Source organism: Paraburkholderia sp. USG1, from assembly GCF_031570135.1.
Taxonomy (GTDB): domain Bacteria; phylum Pseudomonadota; class Gammaproteobacteria; order Burkholderiales; family Burkholderiaceae; genus Paraburkholderia; species Paraburkholderia dioscoreae.
Genome location: NZ_JAMWXW010000004.1, coordinates 138410 through 154273, shown reverse-complemented (window position 1 = coordinate 154273; position 15864 = coordinate 138410). Strand labels below are relative to the sequence as shown.

Below are 15864 nucleotides of genomic sequence, written 5' to 3'. Positions count from 1 at the left end.
ATTTCCAGACGCACCGTCGTCGTTCCGCCGGCCCTATCCGGGCTATTCAGAGCTGCAATTCGCGAACCGGCGCCCCGTCGAGCCAGGCCTGAATCCCCTCGACGATCTGCGGATAGGCGGTACGGTAAGTGTTTTCGGTAACGTAGCCGATATGCGGCGTTGCCAGCACGTTGGGTAGAAACCGGTACGGATGCTGAGGCGCGAGCGGTTCTTCGTCGAATACGTCGAGTGCCGCGCCGGCAATACTCCGTGCCTGCAGTGCCGCGATCAGCGCCGCTTCGGAGACGATCGGCCCACGCGACGTGTTGACCAGATAGGCACTCGGCTTCATCAGCGCCAGTTCGCGCTCGCCGACAATCCCGCAGGTGCGCTCGCCCAGTTTCAGATGAACGGAGAGCACGTCCGCGTCGCGAAACAGCTGATCCTTGTCGACGCGTTCCACGCCGTGTTCGGCGGCCCGCTCGGCCGTCAGGTTCTGGCTCCAGGCGATCGTGCGCATCCCGAATGCCTGCCCCAGGCGGGCGACCGCCTGCCCGATACGGCCAAGTCCCAGCAAACCCAGCGTCTTGCCGTTCACATCCACACCCAGGCCCACCTGCCACCCGCCGGCGCGCAACGAGGTCGCCTCCGCATGCAGGTTGCGCGTGACGGCAAGAATCAACGCCCAGGTGAGCGCCGGGGTGGCCGCGGCGTCGCCGCCGGTCGTGCCCGATACGACGATCCGCTGTTCGCGCGCGGCGAGCAGATCGATTGCCGCGTTCCACATACCGACCGTGACGATCAGCTTGAGCCGCGGCAGACGCGCGAGCAGCCCGGCGTCGAGACGGGTGCGCTCGCGCATCAGCACCACCACGTCGAACGGCGCGAGGCGCGCGGCGAGCGAGTCGGGATCGGCGACGTGGTCGTGAAAGAAGACCGCCTGTGCGCGCGGCGCGAGACTGGCCCAGTCGGCGAAAGAGCGGGCCGTCTGCTGATAGTCGTCGAGCACCGCAATGCTCGCGACAGCGGAATGTGACATGTAGGCGACTCCTGTTGTCAATGAGAGATGACGACCTTGCCGAAGAAGGCACGGTCGTCGAAGTGATGCCAGGCATCGAGGGCGCGCTCGAACGGGAACACGCTGTCGATCACCGGCTTCAGGCCGGATGACGCGACCGCACGCACGAGGTCCTGCAGCCCCGAGCGGTCGCCGACCGAGATCCGGTAGAACACGCCGCCGCTGCGAAACAGGTCGTTGAAATCGAGGTTGGACTGGCTGGAGGCGAGAAAGCCGATCAGCGCGACTTCGCCGCGGTTCGCCACGGCCTTGATCGACTGTTCGAGCGTGCCCGCGCCGCCAACTTCGAGCACCCGATCGACGCCACGTCCGTCGGTCAGCTCGCGCACCCGGTCGCCCCATGCCGGGGTCTCGACGTAATTGATGACTTCGGCGGCGCCGAGCGCCTTGAGGCGCGCTGCTTTTTCCGGCGAAGAAGTCGTGGCGATCACGCGCGCGCCGAGCAGTCTGGCGAGCTGGACCGCGAATACGGAGACGCCGCCGCTGCCCTGGGTCAACACCGTTTGTCCGGGACGCAGCGGTCGCAATCCGGATAGCGATGTCCATGCGGTCAGCGCCGCGCAAGGCAGCGTGGCCGCCTCTTCGAAGGTAAGGTGGGGAGGCGCCGCGACGATTGCCTCTTCGCTGACAACCTTGTACTCGGCCAGCCAGCCGTCGCGATGCGAGCCATAGCTCTGCGAGCCGAGCGTGGGCGGCGGATTGCCACCATACCAGCGCGCATGAAACGTATTGATGACCCGGTCGCCGACCTTGAAGTCGACAACGTCCTCGCCCACGGCCGCAATCTCGCCGGCAGCGTCGCTGAGCGGAATCAGGCCGGCCTGTTGCGCGCGCAGGTAGGTGCCGTGAACCATTGCGATGTCGCGATAGTTCAGCGACGACGCCCGCACCCGGATCAGCACTTCACCGCGCTGCGGCTCGGGCGTAGGTTCGTCGTGAAGCGTGAGATGGTCGAGGCTGCCGGCTTGATCGAAGCGATACACTTTCATCGAACGACTCCCATGAAGTCGCGCGATGCGGGCCCCTCGACGGAGAATGGCGAAGCCAGGTCGTCGCGCGAGTCGTCAGTCTAATGGGATCTTCGCGAGCCTGCTTGCCGCTGCGGCGTTCCACCTTCGTGACTTTCAGTCGTAAGGTAAACGGCGGCACGCAGTCACGCGAAGTGACTCCGCGCAGCGAGACCGGGCCGCTCAGAAAAACAGCAGCGTGCGCAGTTCGATACTGCGTCGCGGCGGCGCGTCGGCCGGTGACGTGGGGTCGTCGAATGCCGTGTGCGCGGTGAGCCGCGCAATGCCGTCACCCGCCGAATCGTAGATCTTGAGCAACAGGAATTCATCGGGCGCCATATTGGGGAAGTAGTACCAACGGTGACGCGGATTGAAGACCAGCGCATACGTCTCGCCTACTTTGTCGGGATAGACGAGATCCGAAGCCACCAGATCGTTGAGCGCGATACTGCGCGAATCGCACAGCGCGAGCGGCGACGACCGCACCGTTTCGCCGATCGGTCGCCACAGGTTGACGATCGCCACACGCCCTTGCAGCAACTGCTCGGCTTCCTCCGCCGGCAGATGATCGCGCACGCGCCGCGGCCCCGACACGAAGGTCTGGTCGTTATGAATGTACTTGACCGGTTCCCTCACACCTTCGGCACGCCCTGCGTTGCCGTCGCGCAGCGTGTGATCGAACACGACGACGCGGCGGGCGCCCGTGGCCTGCTTCAATAGCTGTTCGCTTTCCCGGTAGTAAACGGATTCGATCTTCGCCGGGTCGGAGAAGTCGGTCAATGCACTGGCATGCCGATGCAGTTCGAAACCGTTCCGGTCGAGCGACAACGCACCCGGCGGCGGCGCAACGCGCGCGTTCGAGACCGTCACCCGATGCAGGCGGTACACGCCGCTGCGCTTCGGCACGCCGGGCGGCGGCTCGTATTGATACGCGACCGGTTTCTCGCCGCTGAACTCGAGATAATTCAGCTCTGCCTGAACCGATGCGGCAGAGGCCGGTGTGTCGATGACGATATCGCTCATGGTCGCGTCCTCATTACGTTAAAACGATTCGTTGAACGGCCGCAGGTCGATTTCCTGCGACCATGCGCTGCGCCCTTGCTGATGGAGATGCCAGTACGAGTCGGCGATCTCGTCGGGATTGAGCAGGCCGTCCGGGCCGCGTTCGGCCGCCCGCTGCGGCGCGGAGGTGCGCAGGCGCTCACCGTCGATGCCCCCATCCACCACCACATGCGCAACATGGATATTCTGTGGCCCGAACTCGCGTGCGAGGCTCTGCGTGAGCGAGCGCAGGCCGGCCTTGGCCGAAGCGAACGCGGCAAACGGCGGGCGGCCGCGCAGCGAAGCCGTTGCGCCCGTGAACAGCAGCGAGCCGCGGCCGGCTACCAGCAACGGCGGCAACGCCGCCCGGGCGAACAGGAAGCCGCCGAGCGTCGTGACGCGCCATGCCGCCTCGAACTGCTCGGCGCTCAGATCGAGCGTCGGTGCGCGCGTCGCGCCCGCGGCGTTGAAGATCGCGACTTCGAGCGTGCCTCGTTCCGCGAGTTGCCGCGCAATGGCCGCGAGGTCGCTCTCGCTCGTGACGTCGCCGGGCAAAGCCAGGGCCTGCCCGCCGGCGCGCTGAATTTCGGCGACCACCGTATCGAGCCGCTCGCGCGAGCGCCCTGTTACAACGACGCTCAAACCCTCACGCGCAAAACGGCGCGCGAGCGCCGCTCCCAATCCTGCGCTCGCGCCTACCCCGGCAATCCACGCAAGACGCGTGTTCGTCAGGTTGTTCTGGACAGCATCGCTCATTGGATTCTCCATTGCATCTATTCATCAGCGTAGGCGAGCGTTGCCAACGATAGAAATAACGAATTGTGGAAAGTTAAGCGGCAAAATCGGATCTTTTCGGTCAGCTGCTGGATCAGCGCGCACAGATCTAAGTGGTTACCTTGATTTGTTCAAAACTGGTCATTTTCAGAGTCCACTCTGAAGACTAATCTTCACTCACCGCATCACCGGATGCGCCCTATCCAACTCAGGAGTGAATCATGGAACAACGTCTCGATTTCTACAAAGCCAACCCCGCCGCCATCAAGGCGCTGCTCGGCGTCGAAGAGCGCATCGGCAAGTCGGCGCTCGAAAAATCGCTGGCCGAACTGGTGCGCCTGCGTGCCTCACAGATCAACGGCTGCGCGTACTGCGTCGACATGCATACCACCGACGCTCGCAATGGCGGCGAAACCGAACGGCGCCTGGCGACCGTGGTGGTATGGCGCGAAACGCCGTTCTTTACCGACCGCGAACGCGCGGCGCTCGAATGGACGGAAGCGTTGACGCTGGTCTCGCTCGACCATGTGCCCGACGCCGTGTGGACCGCCGTGCGCCCTCACTTCAACGAGGCGGAACTGGTCGACCTGACCCTGCTGATTTCGGCGATCAACGCATGGAACCGCTTCGCGATTGCTTTCCGCAAGCTGCCGGCGTAAGCGATGCCACTCAGCGCAAGCCGCAACCCATTTTGAGTCATCCTGGCACGGAAAGTATTGATGAAAATTATGCATGTCGATGCGAGCGCCAAGCGCGAGCGATCCAATTCCCGCGCGTTGAGCCGGTTCTTTATCGAGCGTCTGCGTGACGAAGGGGTGGAGCTTGACGTCGATTATCTGGATGTGACGGTGGATACGCCGCCCCACGTGAGCGAAGCGTTCGCCATTGCCACTTACACGCCGGAGCACGAGCGCACCGCTGCGATGCGCGCCACGCTGGCAGACTCCGACGCATTGTGCCGACGCCTGCTCGAAGCCGATGCGCTGGTCTTCGCGATGCCGATGTACAACTGGTCGATGCCCTCCGCGTTCAAGGCCTTTGTCGATAGCGTCACGCGAACCGGCGTGACTTATGTGAATACCGCCGACGGCCGCATCGAAGGCCAGCTCGGGCGGCAAAAGGTTCTGTTCATCACGAGCCGCGGCGCGGATCTGCGTCCCGGCTCACCCTATTCTTCGATGGATGCGCTGACGCCCGCGCTAAAAGCGGCCTTCGGCTTTCTTGGCGTCGCGGACCCTACCTTCGTCGATGCGCAGCCGCTGCAGTTCTCCAACCAGGAGGCGCGGGTCGAAGCAATCGAACGGGCACGCGCCGAGTTGTCGGCGGTGGCTGCGACATGGGCGAACCGGGCAATGTCGCCGAAAATGGAGCGGGATGTCGTGACCTCCTGATTTCCGCTGCGCCAGAAAGCTGATCAACCGCCGACAACTATTCGGCATACTAATTTCTACCATCTCAGAGTATTGAAATGCGTACCAGGAAACTTATCGCCGCTGCCGCACTCGCCGGTCTTTCCCTCACTGCCGTATCGCGCAACCTGTTTGCCGGGGAACCGGCCGCCACGCGCGAAACGATTACGCCGACATTCGCCGAAGCGATCGCCAACGTTCCCGGCAAGAAGATCACCGCCCTGATCGTCGACTATGCGCCCGGCGGCAAATCGCCCGCGCATCGGCACGGGCAGGCTTTCGTGGTCGGTTATGTGCTGTCCGGCGCAATCCGTAGCCAGGTGAACAATGGCGAGGAAAAGGTTTTTCACGCGGGTGAACATTGGACCGAAAATCCCGGCGTTCATCACACCGAGAGCGAAAATGCCAGCACCACGGAACCCGCCAGATTACTGGCTATCTTCGTGGCTGATTCGAAAGACAAAAACCTCGTCACGTTCGACAGCAAGTAAGCGGAGCCGCTTGTGCTCGAGCAATCGATGTTTTCTTGGCACCGCCGCATCGAAGCGGTGCAAAGTCGGGACACGACGAAGGCCGGCCCGCTTCAGGCCACCTCCGACGTAGCGCGATTGGCCGCATGCAATAACGCGTGACTTGCATTGAGCTTTTGGATCCCATATCCTGCATACATAAAAGCAAACACTGCAAAGGAACACCATAGTCATGCTGGTATTGAACGCACAGGATCAGGCCATGCGGGACGGCGCGTTCGGAAGCGGCGTCGCGCTTGCGATGCGCATTGTCGCCCGCACCGCAAACGTCATGGGCGCGCGCGAGCTTATCGATATCAGCTCGGCGCACATCGACGGGTGCCTTTATCACGGTCCCGCCAGCCTCGATTTCGTCGAACGTTTTGTTCAGGGCGATACGAGGGTCGCTGTTCCGACCACACTGAACGTCGGCTCGCTCGACCTGATCCACCCAGAGCTGTATCACGGCGACAAGACGACAGAGCGCGCGGCGGAACGACTGATGAAAGCGCACCTCGCGCTTGGCTGCGAATCGAGCTTCACTTGCGCGCCGTATCAGCTGAAACATCGCCCGAAAGCGGGCGATCAGATTGCGTGGGCAGAATCGAATGCCATTGTTTTTGCCAATTCAGTACTGGGTGCACGCACCAGCCGCTATGGCGACTTCCTCGATCTGGCCGCCGCCATTACCGGCCGTGCTCCGCACGCCGGGCTTCATATCACCGAAAATCGGGCCGCGCGTATTGTCGTCGAAGCGCCTGACTTCGCCAGGCTGCCTGGCCGGGACGTCTTCTTCGCCGTGCTGGGCTTTCTGCTAGGTGAGCAAGCCGGCGCGACAGTGGCCGCTATCGTCGGTTTGCCGCCCGATAGCAGCGAAGACGAATTGAAGGCGCTGGGAGCCGCGGCCGCGTCGAGTGGCGCGGTAGCGCTCTTTCACGCGGTTGGCATTACACCTGAGGCGCCGACGCTCGACGCCGCATTGCAGGGCCAAGCGCCAGCCCGGACCATTTCCATTTCAATCGATCAACTTGCCGCAGTCCGGCGGCGGTTGAACCAGGGCCGCCCCGGAGATCCGCTTATCGCGGTGAGCCTCGGTACACCGCATTTTTCAGTCGAAGAATTCGAGCAACTCGTCGAATTGTTCGCGCTGCATGACGGACCTCTGAAATGCGACTTTTACGTGAACACAAGCCGATTCGTACTCTGGCAGCTTGAAACGACGGGGATAGCTCAGGTTCTCGCCAAACGCGGTGTGCAGATCGTAGTCGACACCTGCACTTATATCACCCCCGTGATGAAAAAACTGAGCGGACTCGTCATGACGAACTCCGGCAAATGGGCACACTATGCGCCGGCGAATATCGGCGTTTCGGTGGCGTATGGAAGCATGCAGGAATGCGTGCGCTCCGCGTTCGAAGGCAAGGTGTATTTCGATGAACAGAGCAGCTAACGAAACCAGCCGCGGTGACGCGGATCATGGAATGGATCAGAGCGGCTGGTCACACGCCAGCACTCTGGCTGCCGGGCACGCGCGCGGCGCCGTACTCGCGCTCGAACCATTGAGTTTCTGGGGCGGCTACGACGCCGCGCTCGGAAAGATCGTTGAGAAATCTCACCCGTGTCATGGGCGGAGCCTTGCCGGCAAGATCATGGTGATGCCGCGCGCCAAGGGCTCCAGTTCAAGCAGCAGCGTGCTCGCCGAGGCGATCCGCAATGGCACGGGTCCGAGCGGCATTGTGCTTCGCGAGCGGGATCTGATCATCTCTATCGGCGTCATTGTCGCGAACGAACTTTACGGCGTGAGCGTTCCGCTCGTGGTGGTGGACGACGACGTCTTCGACACACTATACCGCTGCACACAGCCCATTCAGATCGATGCGCCGCATGAGGGCGGCGAGGCCCGCATCGAAATCATGTCTGGAACCACGCTATGAGCGTCGGGAGAATCGGATTCATTGGCACGGGGAGCATCACCGAGGCCATCGTCACCGGACTGGCGACATGCGCTGATGTACCAACCGAGGTATGGCTATCGCCGCGCAACGCGCGGGTTGCAGGCAGGCTCGCGCAGGCGTACCCAATGGTGCGCGTGGCGGGCGGAAACCAGGAAGTGGTGGATCGCTGCGACGTGGTATGCCTCGCCGTACGACCACAGGTAGCCGAAGGTGTATTGCAAGCCCTGCGATTTTCCGGTCGGCACCACGTGATCAGCTTTATAGCGACATATGGGGTCGACAAACTGAGAACGCTCATTAGGCCGGCAAAAACCCTTGTCCGCGCAGCGCCGCTTCCAACCGTGGCGGAACACCTGTGCAACACACTCGTGTTTCCCGCGGACGATATCGCCCGAAGTCTTTTTACACAGTTGGGTGGTGCAATCGAGGCCGGCAGCGAGGAAGCGTTCGACGTCCTGTTCTCAGCAACAGCAACGATGGGCAGCTACTTCGCCCTGTTGCACAACCAGGCTCGCTGGCTCGAGAAGCATGGTTCGAGCTACGGCGAAGCGCGCGACTATCTTGCAAGCCTGCACTTCGGCCTTGCTAGCGTCGCACGGAAAACGCAGAGCCGTTTCGACGAGCTTTCCGGCGAGTTCACGACAGCTGGCGGTTTGAACGAACAGGTACTGGACGCGCTTCGCGCCCATCAGGTGTTCAGTGCTTTCGATGAAGCTTTCGACCAGGTTCTACACCGGATCGGCGGGACATCTAGACCCGATCAATAACGCATCAAACGAAGAGGGCCAATGACCCTCTCCCCGATATGACCGGCAGAGCATTCTTCACTGGCCGCGCTATTGCGCGATTCACCGCGAAATCACCGCCTCGACCACGCTGACAATCTGCTTGGCCGCCGTCTTGACGTGCTGCTCCAGAAGCTTCGCTCCGAGTTTCGGATCGCGCTGGCGGCATGCCTCGACGAGGCCCATATGCTCTTCGTGCGACTGCTCGCGAATCGGCACCTGAACGACCTGAAACCGGAAATACCGGTCGCTACGGTCATGCAGCACCCTGAGCATCTGCAGTGTGATATCCCGCTGTGCAGGAAGATAAAGGGTTTCGTGGAATCGCCAGTTCAGTTGTCCCCACTGGCCCTCTGAAGCCTTGTCCATTTCCTTGACGAGGCGCTCCGCCTTGTTGATCTCGGCATCCGTAATGCGCGCAATCGCTTCGGCGAAAAGCCACGGTTCCAGACGCAGGCGGATATCGAACGTTTCCTGGACTTCTTCCACCGAGAGTTCCGCTACGTAAGCGCCTTTGTGCGGGACACTGGTCAGCAAACCCTCACCGGTCAGGCGCGTGATGGCTTCGCGAATCGGCACGCGGCTCACGCCCAGTTCCTCGGCCAGCGCTTCCTGTCGCAGCACCTCGCCTGGCGCGAGTTCGCCGCTCAGAATCCGTTGGCGGATCGCGGTCAACACGAGATCCACCGTGGTGGGACGAACGATTTTCCTCGTCACGTTCGCGGCGGCAGAAGCCTCGCCTGGCGGGGACGTTTCGGAGCGACGTTGTTTGGCGGCAACCGGGGGCATGGCAACGGATCTATAGGGTGAGGACGTTACCGACATCGTAGCACGATGTCGGCTTTAGGATCCAAAATCCAATAATCCGCCTGCCCTTTACGACAGGTTTACGACAGGGCTTGACGAACCCAGGCGCCATTTTTCATGACCGCCGAAATCCGCTCGCCCTGGCCGCCCAGCAGGCGGATGTCCGTGGAAGGATCGCCGTCGACCACGAGAAGATCCGCAAATGCGTCTGCCGCAATCACCCCGAGGCGCCCCTGCATGCCGACGATTTCAGCACCGATCGCAGTAGCCTGACAGATCGTCTCGAACGCGCCCAGAATGTCGGCACGAATCGACAGTTCGTCGCTTTGATACTGATGCATGTCGCCGAGCAGATCGGTTCCCAAACCCATCTTCACGCCGTGACGCTTCAGGATTTCCAATGCCTTCAGCCCCTGAATACGGACCGATTCGTTCTTGGCGAGCGCGCTCTCCCCAACCCCAGACTTGATGCCCACCTTGCTCATCGCGTCATAGGTCACCAGCGTAGGCACGGCAAACGCGCCGTGTTTTGCCATGACGGCGGCGGCTTCATCGTCGATCAGGTTGCCGTGCTCGATCGTGCGCACGCCGAGTTCGACGACCCGAGCGATCGCCTTGCCGGTGTAGGCGTGGGCCATCACATAGGTCTGATGCGACGCGGCTTCTTCCACGACGGCTTTAATCTCGTCGACCGAAAACTGCAGATTGCCGATCGGATCGGTCGGAGACGCCACGCCGCCCGACGCCATGATCTTGATGTGGTGCGCGCCGGAACGCATCTCTTCGCGAACGGCCTTGCGAACCTCGTCCACGCCGTCGACAATGCGGCCGATTGCGCCGAGGTTCCGGTGACAGCCGCACGGATCAGGATCCGAGTTGTCGAAGCGCTCGCGAAAATCGCCATGACCGCCGGTTTGCGACAGCGCCTTGCCGGCAACGAACAGGCGCGGGCCCGCAATCACGCCTTCTTCGATAGCTCGCGACAACGCATAGTCGGCGCCGCCGGCATCGCGCACGGTCGTGAAGCCGCGATGCAGCATGCCGGCCAGAATCGGTACGGCGCGCAGCACCGCGAAAGTGTTGGGCAAGCGCCCGTTGTTACCCAGATGCGCCACCGACGCAATCACATGCGCGTGGCAGTCGACCATACCGGGCATCACCGTTTTACCGGCGACATCGATCACGTCGGCACCGTTGATCGAGACAGGCTCGCGCGACACCTCGCGGATCCTGTCGTTTTCGATCACGATCGAATAGCGTGCGTCGTCGTGCTCATGATTGACATCGAGAACACGGGCGTTCTTTAGAATAAGCATGATTCCCTCTTCAGATTGAAGTCATTCGCTGCGTGAGACCTCGCTCGCAACTTCATTTCAACAGGAAGCCCTTCGCAAGCGGATCCCGGTCGTCGACAAAAATAGTGTTATGGCCGGTGACGCGAGCCCAGCCTTCGATACTCGGAATGATCGCGTCGAATTTCCCGACGCGAGTCGCCTCTTCCGGCACGCCCACAAATAGCGTGCCGATAATGCTTTCGTGGACGAAGCGTTCGCCGATCGCAAGCTTGCCCTTAGCCACAAGCTGCGCCATGCGAGCGGAGGTGCCTGTGCCGCAAGGCGACCGGTCGATCGCCTTGTCTCCGTAGAACACGGCGTTGCGGGCGGTTGCGCCCGCAACGGTCGGTTCGCCGGTCCACATGACATGGCTGAGGCCGCGAATTTCCGCTTTTTCCGGATGCGTGAAATCGTATTTCTGATTGGCCTTCTGCCGCAGTATTGGACTCAGCCGCTGTATGTCCGACGGCTTCAGCGCATGCATGCCCGCGTAGTTGGCTTGCGGCTCGATGATGGCGTAGAAGTTTCCACCGTAAGCCACGTCAAAACGAATCTCACCCAGTCCTTCAACTTCGACGGAGAGATCAGTTGAATGAAGGAATGACGGCACGTTGATGAGCTGGACCGAATCGACGTGCTCGCCATCCAGCCTGTATCTGGCAAGCACCGGACCTGCCGGTGTGTCCAGTCGCAAAACGCCGGGTTCCCTGGGACGTACCAGACCGTTCTCGATCGCCGTTGTCACGGTGCCGATGGTTCCGTGGCCGCACATTGGCAAACACCCGCTCACCTCGATGAACAGGATTGCCACGTCGCAGTCGGGCCGGGTCGGCGGATAAAGGATGCTGCCGGACATCACCTCGTGTCCGCGCGGTTCGAACATCAGGGAAGTGCGGATCCAGTCGAACTCTCTCTCGAAGTGGGCGCGCTTCTCGATCATGTTCGCGCCTTCGAGCAGAGGCGCGCCGCCCGCGACGACACGCACCGGATTGCCGCATGTGTGGCCGTCGATACAGAAGAAAGTCGATTTCATATTGCTGCTCCAGGATGATGTTTTCCGGCTTCCGGTGGACGACCCCGCCACCTGATCTGCTGCACACACCGGATGGGGCTCATTACGCCTTCACGTAGGCGGTTTTGACGACGGTGTAGAACTCCCGCGCATACGTACCCTGCTCTCGCGGACCGTAGCTCGACCGCTTGCGACCACCGAACGGCACGTGGTAATCGACGCCCGCAGTCGGCGCATTGACCATCACCATTCCCGCTTCCGCATGCCGCCTGAAATGGCTCGCGTATTTGAGCGACGTCGTGCAGATGCCGGCGGCAAGCCCGTACGGGGTATCGTTGGCCACTGCGAGCGCTTCTTCGTAGTCTGCGACCTCGATGACCGATGCGACCGGGCCGAATACTTCTTCCCGGTTGATACGCATCGTATTGTCGGTCCCGATGACGAGCGCCGGGCGCATGAAGTAGCCCCGCGTCGGACGCTCGACCCGCTCACCGCCCAGCACCTGGCCGCCCTCTTCTGCTGCAATCTTCAGATACTTCAGGTTCTGTTGCAATTGGCGATCGTCCACCACCGGTCCGATCCGTGTCGCCTTGTCCAGCGCATGTCCCACCACCAGTTCAGACGCTTTGCGCTGCAGCGCGGCGACAAATTGCCCGTGAATGGCCGACGTGACGATCAGACGCGACGACGCCGTGCACCGCTGCCCCGTCGAGAAGAATGAGCCGTCAAGGGCCGCCTCCACCGCGACGTCGAGGTCCGCGTCGTCGATGACCACCAGCGGATTCTTGCCGCCCATTTCAAGCTGCACTTTCTTGCCGCTTGTCACGCACTTCACCGCAATCGCCCGTCCCGTACTCTCGGATCCTGTGAAGCTGATTGCGTCGATGTCCGGTGACGCGACCAACGCTTCGCCGACCACGCGCCCCGGTCCGAGCAACAGATTGACCACACCGGCCGGCAGACCCGATTCTTCGAGAATCTTCACGAGTTCCGTGGCGCACGCCGGAACCGCCTCGGCCGGCTTGATAACAACGGTATTTCCATAAGCAAGCGCGGGCGCGATCTTCCAAGCGGGAATGGCGATCGGGAAATTCCACGGCGTAATCATGCCGATCACACCGAGCGGTTCCCGCGTCACTTCGACCGTCATACCCGGCCGCACCGACGACACCACCTCGCCACCGATGCGCAGCGCTTCGCCGGCAAAAAACTTGAAGATGTTGCCCGCGCGGCCCACTTCCCCGATCGCCTCGGCAAGACGCTTGCCCTCCTCGCGCGCGAGCAATGTCCCCAACTCTTCTTTGCGCTGAAGAATTCGGGTTCCCGCGGCGTCGAGAATGTCGGCTCGCTGCTGCGGAGTCGTCAGCGACCAGGAGCGGAATGCGTGACGCGCCGCGGCGATCGCGTCGGCGACCAGCGCATCGTCGGCGAGCCGGGCCTCGCCCACGACGTCGGACAGATCCGACGGGTTGAGGTTCGGCAATGTGCTCGTCGTACCAAGCCATTCTCCGTTAATGAAGCTGCGATATTGCGACATACTGATTTCCCCCAGCGAGAAGTGGCGTTCTGATGGACCGGCACACAATGCCCACGTCGCTGAGTTTGCAAGTGATGCGGCAGCGCGAATCCGGAGATTCGCGCTGCCAGCAGGATGGATTGGCCGTTCGCTGCTGAAGTCCCGCCGCAACCGCGCCTCGCGGCGCGATTAGCGAGCAGTTGAGATCAGTTCGACAGCGCGCGTACGTTGGCGATAGCCTGTTCGACAATCGCCACGACCTTCTGACGCTCCTCGCCTTCGAGCTTCAGGCGGGGCGCCTTGACGTTTTCCGGGTAGCCGGCCGTCATGTTTTCCGCCAGCTTGATGTACTGAACCAGCTTGACATGCACATCCAGGTGGAACAGGTCGATCAGCGCGCGATAGAGCTCGCGCGCCTTGACGAAATCACCCGCCACGGCCAGGTTCAGCAACTCGACCGACTCCTTCGGCATGGCGTTCGCCATGCCCGAGACCCAGCCCGTTACACCCAGTGCCGCCGATTCCAGCACGAGGTCGTCGACACCGCAGAACACCGCAAAGCGGTCGCCGAAGCGCTTCAACAGGTCCGTCACGCGGGTTGTGTCGTACGTTTCTTCCTTGATCGCGACCACGTTCGCTTCGTCCTTGAGCTGGTCCATCAGATCGGGGCGCATGTCCACGCCGTAGCCGCGCGGATTGTTGTAGATCATCAGGCCAAGCTTGGTGGACCGCGCGATCGTGCGATAGAACTCGACGGTTTCGCGGTCATCCGAGCGGTACGTCAGGCCCGGAAACACCATGAGGCCCTGCACGCCGATTGCCTCGGCGTCCTGAGCGAACTGGACAGCCAGCGCGGTGCTCGTTTCTGCGAGACCCGAAATCACGGGGACGCGGCCAGCAACGGTTTCAACGGCCAGCTTAAGCACCGTGCGCTTCTCGTCCGCGGTGAGTTGGGCATTTTCACCGACCATGCCCATCATCACGACACCGCCGACACCGTTCTCGATCAGGCGGTTCAAGCCGCTTTTGATCGCTTCGTGATCGAGCGAACCGTCGTCCTTCAGTTTGGTCGTGACAGCGGGGAAAACACCTTTCCAGTTGACTTGCATGGCTATACCTTTAAAAGAAAATTGAAACACAAGCGGGCAGTCCCGCGGTTTAAATCGAGGTCGCGGGGGCCTCGCTATTTTCTGAACCGTCCTATCGAGTAATCGTCGAGAGAGATTCCGGGCGTGCGATTGGCAAGCAGATCGGCAACAAGCGCGCCGGTAGTCGCACATTGCGTCAGGCCAAGATGCCCGTGACCAAACGCATAAATAATGGAAGGCACGCGGGGCGAGCGGCCGATAACGGGCAGCGAATCGGGCGTGGCCGGACGGTGTCCCATCCACCTGAGCGCGCCCTGATCGTTGATGCCGGGCAGGAATCGCTTGCCGAGCGTGAGAAGCGCGTCGCTGCGCTGATAGTTCGGCGGCGCTTTCAGTCCGGCAAACTCGGCCGCGCCGCCAATACGCAAACCGATGTCGAGTGGCGTGGCCACGAACTTGCGCTCGGCAAAGATCACTTCGCGCGAAAGGCTGATTCCATGCTCGGGCAATGTGGTGTTGTAGCCACGCTCGCTGTCGAGCAGCACGCGATCGCCAACGGAATTCGCCAGGCCGGCAGACCATGCACCCGTGGCAACGACAAGGCGCCGGCCGCTCACCCGCTCACCGTTCTCAAGTACCGCTGCGGGCAATAAAGCATTGGAAGGGTCGAGCGCAGCCACGCGGCCGATAACGAACTGCGCACCAAGCTCGCGAACACGATTGCGCAATTGAGTGACGAGTTGCTTCGGATCGCCAATATGCGACCAGTCTTCAAGAAACACGCCGTGTTTGAAAACGGGCGCGAGCGAAGGCTCGCAATCGCGAACTTCAGCGGCGCTCATCGTCTTCCAGCGCACGCCCAATTCCCGCTTGAACGCCCATTCGGCGGCGTCGGCCTTGAACGCTTCATCGGTTTCGTAGACGGTCAGCGCACCGCGGCGATAGAAAGTTTTCATCGCGCCGATATCCTCGAACATCGGCACGAGGTCGTCATACACGCGATTATTGATTTTCGCGAGGGCGTGGGAAATGGAAGGGAACCGATCCTTGTTGCTCACTCTCTGGAACTCGATGAACCAGGGCAATGCGGCCGGAACATGCTTCCAGTCCAACGAAAGCGGACCGAGCGGATCGAATAGCCACTTTGCTGCCTTGAAAAACAGTCCATGCACCGAAAGCGGCGTGCTTTCAGTCACCGCAATTCCGCCCGCATTTCCGTGCGACGTGCGATCTCCTTCGAAATCCTGATCGACTATTGCCACGGTGGCGCCGTCTTTCAATACCGACCACGCGCAGGCTAGACCCACGATGCCACCGCCGATAACCACAACGTCAGGTGTCGCTCGCGAGGCATGAGTGTTAATTTGCATTTCCAGTTCTTCAAGATTGAATCGTCGTGGGCTATCCATCGGACGCCCGCGGCAGGCCGGGAATGACTTCGACCCAGACACCGCGAGTGGCTTCCATTGCCCCTTCTTACATGTGCAGACGATCTTGATGAAGTCGTCGGTCTTTGACCTGGCGGCGCAGTTGTCCATCACGCTTACCGTCGCCAGGCCGCGCTGCCAGA

16 protein-coding genes are annotated in these 15864 nt (G+C 61.6%); 6 read left to right on the top strand and 10 right to left on the bottom strand.

The annotated features are described in order from the left end of the window. Positions 1–46: 46 nt before the first annotated feature. The 4 genes from NE850_RS07120 to NE850_RS07105 form a co-directional block, all read right to left on the bottom strand. The gene (locus tag NE850_RS07120; protein ID WP_310698575.1) at positions 47–1018 is read right to left on the bottom strand and encodes a D-2-hydroxyacid dehydrogenase family protein; all 972 of its coding nucleotides are present in this window, start codon (positions 1016–1018) and stop codon (positions 47–49) included. A 17-nt stretch (positions 1019–1035) separates the two neighbouring features. Continuing rightward, positions 1036–2046 carry an NAD(P)-dependent alcohol dehydrogenase gene (locus tag NE850_RS07115; RefSeq protein WP_310698574.1) on the bottom strand — a complete coding sequence of 337 codons (1011 nt, stop codon included), beginning with the start codon at positions 2044–2046 and terminating at the stop codon, positions 1036–1038. A 201-nt stretch (positions 2047–2247) separates the two neighbouring features. Then, positions 2248–3087 carry a CmcJ/NvfI family oxidoreductase gene (locus NE850_RS07110; RefSeq protein ID WP_007177268.1) on the bottom strand — a complete coding sequence of 280 codons (840 nt, stop codon included), beginning with the start codon at positions 3085–3087 and terminating at the stop codon, positions 2248–2250. 18 nt (positions 3088–3105) lie between these two features. Further along, a complete protein-coding gene (locus NE850_RS07105; protein ID WP_007177269.1) occupies positions 3106–3861 on the bottom strand; it encodes an SDR family NAD(P)-dependent oxidoreductase in 756 nt (251 codons plus the stop codon). 239 nt (positions 3862–4100) lie between these two features. Here NE850_RS07105 and NE850_RS07100 point away from each other — a divergent pair, with 239 nt between their 5' ends. The 6 genes from NE850_RS07100 (at position 4101) to NE850_RS07075 (ending at position 8519) form a co-directional block, all read left to right on the top strand. Then, positions 4101–4538, top strand: coding sequence for a carboxymuconolactone decarboxylase family protein (locus NE850_RS07100; RefSeq protein ID WP_007177270.1), 438 nt, complete (start codon positions 4101–4103; stop codon positions 4536–4538). 60 nt (positions 4539–4598) lie between these two features. Then, positions 4599–5270: an FMN-dependent NADH-azoreductase gene (locus NE850_RS07095; RefSeq protein ID WP_007177271.1), complete on the top strand. Its 672-nt coding sequence runs from the start codon at positions 4599–4601 to the stop codon at positions 5268–5270. 77 nt (positions 5271–5347) lie between these two features. Then, complete coding sequence (locus NE850_RS07090) at positions 5348–5779, top strand: cupin domain-containing protein (protein ID WP_165188390.1); 432 nt, start codon at positions 5348–5350, stop codon at positions 5777–5779. Positions 5780–5990: 211 nt separating this feature from the next. Then, on the top strand, positions 5991–7247 hold the full coding sequence (locus NE850_RS07085; RefSeq protein ID WP_007177273.1) for an aconitase X catalytic domain-containing protein: 1257 nt from the start codon (positions 5991–5993) through the stop codon (positions 7245–7247). 31 nt (positions 7248–7278) lie between these two features. Next, entirely contained in the window at positions 7279–7731 is a 453-nt protein-coding gene (locus NE850_RS07080) for an aconitase X swivel domain-containing protein (RefSeq protein ID WP_405044809.1), read from the top strand. Next, positions 7728–8519 carry a pyrroline-5-carboxylate reductase gene (locus NE850_RS07075; protein WP_007177275.1) on the top strand — a complete coding sequence of 264 codons (792 nt, stop codon included), beginning with the start codon at positions 7728–7730 and terminating at the stop codon, positions 8517–8519. Before NE850_RS07080 ends, NE850_RS07075 begins: the two co-directional genes overlap by 4 nt. 81 nt (positions 8520–8600) lie before the next feature. Here the strand turns inward: NE850_RS07075 and NE850_RS07070 are convergent, their stop codons facing one another. The 6 genes from NE850_RS07070 to NE850_RS07045 form a co-directional block, all read right to left on the bottom strand. Then, positions 8601–9326: a GntR family transcriptional regulator gene (locus NE850_RS07070; protein ID WP_007177276.1), complete on the bottom strand. Its 726-nt coding sequence runs from the start codon at positions 9324–9326 to the stop codon at positions 8601–8603. Between the two features lie 98 nt (positions 9327–9424). Continuing rightward, positions 9425–10660 carry an amidohydrolase family protein gene (locus NE850_RS07065; protein ID WP_165188397.1) on the bottom strand — a complete coding sequence of 412 codons (1236 nt, stop codon included), beginning with the start codon at positions 10658–10660 and terminating at the stop codon, positions 9425–9427. Positions 10661–10712: 52 nt separating this feature from the next. Beyond that, entirely contained in the window at positions 10713–11711 is a 999-nt protein-coding gene (locus NE850_RS07060) for a 4-hydroxyproline epimerase (RefSeq protein ID WP_007177278.1), read from the bottom strand. A gap of 82 nt (positions 11712–11793) precedes the next feature. After that, positions 11794–13227 carry an aldehyde dehydrogenase family protein gene (locus NE850_RS07055; RefSeq protein WP_007177279.1) on the bottom strand — a complete coding sequence of 478 codons (1434 nt, stop codon included), beginning with the start codon at positions 13225–13227 and terminating at the stop codon, positions 11794–11796. A 185-nt stretch (positions 13228–13412) separates the two neighbouring features. Continuing rightward, positions 13413–14315: a dihydrodipicolinate synthase family protein gene (locus NE850_RS07050; protein ID WP_007177280.1), complete on the bottom strand. Its 903-nt coding sequence runs from the start codon at positions 14313–14315 to the stop codon at positions 13413–13415. Positions 14316–14389: 74 nt separating this feature from the next. Beyond that, the gene (locus NE850_RS07045; RefSeq protein ID WP_405044808.1) at positions 14390–15658 is read right to left on the bottom strand and encodes an NAD(P)/FAD-dependent oxidoreductase; all 1269 of its coding nucleotides are present in this window, start codon (positions 15656–15658) and stop codon (positions 14390–14392) included. Between the last annotated feature and the right edge of the window lie 206 nt (positions 15659–15864).

Excerpts from the sequence above, each read along its gene's own strand:
- NE850_RS07120 (WP_310698575.1), bottom strand. The coding sequence starts at position 1,018 with ATGTCACATTCCGCTGTCGCGAGCATTGCGGTGCTCGACGACTATCAG.
- NE850_RS07115 (WP_310698574.1), bottom strand. The coding sequence starts at position 2,046 with ATGAAAGTGTATCGCTTCGATCAAGCCGGCAGCCTCGACCATCTCACG.
- NE850_RS07110 (WP_007177268.1), bottom strand. The coding sequence starts at position 3,087 with ATGAGCGATATCGTCATCGACACACCGGCCTCTGCCGCATCGGTTCAG.
- NE850_RS07105 (WP_007177269.1), bottom strand. The coding sequence starts at position 3,861 with ATGAGCGATGCTGTCCAGAACAACCTGACGAACACGCGTCTTGCGTGG.
- NE850_RS07100 (WP_007177270.1), top strand. The coding sequence starts at position 4,101 with ATGGAACAACGTCTCGATTTCTACAAAGCCAACCCCGCCGCCATCAAG.
- NE850_RS07095 (WP_007177271.1), top strand. The coding sequence starts at position 4,599 with ATGAAAATTATGCATGTCGATGCGAGCGCCAAGCGCGAGCGATCCAAT.
- NE850_RS07090 (WP_165188390.1), top strand. The coding sequence starts at position 5,348 with ATGCGTACCAGGAAACTTATCGCCGCTGCCGCACTCGCCGGTCTTTCC.
- NE850_RS07085 (WP_007177273.1), top strand. The coding sequence starts at position 5,991 with ATGCTGGTATTGAACGCACAGGATCAGGCCATGCGGGACGGCGCGTTC.
- NE850_RS07080 (WP_405044809.1), top strand. The coding sequence starts at position 7,279 with ATGGATCAGAGCGGCTGGTCACACGCCAGCACTCTGGCTGCCGGGCAC.
- NE850_RS07075 (WP_007177275.1), top strand. The coding sequence starts at position 7,728 with ATGAGCGTCGGGAGAATCGGATTCATTGGCACGGGGAGCATCACCGAG.
- NE850_RS07070 (WP_007177276.1), bottom strand. The coding sequence starts at position 9,326 with ATGCCCCCGGTTGCCGCCAAACAACGTCGCTCCGAAACGTCCCCGCCA.
- NE850_RS07065 (WP_165188397.1), bottom strand. The coding sequence starts at position 10,660 with ATGCTTATTCTAAAGAACGCCCGTGTTCTCGATGTCAATCATGAGCAC.
- NE850_RS07060 (WP_007177278.1), bottom strand. The coding sequence starts at position 11,711 with ATGAAATCGACTTTCTTCTGTATCGACGGCCACACATGCGGCAATCCG.
- NE850_RS07055 (WP_007177279.1), bottom strand. The coding sequence starts at position 13,227 with ATGTCGCAATATCGCAGCTTCATTAACGGAGAATGGCTTGGTACGACG.
- NE850_RS07050 (WP_007177280.1), bottom strand. The coding sequence starts at position 14,315 with ATGCAAGTCAACTGGAAAGGTGTTTTCCCCGCTGTCACGACCAAACTG.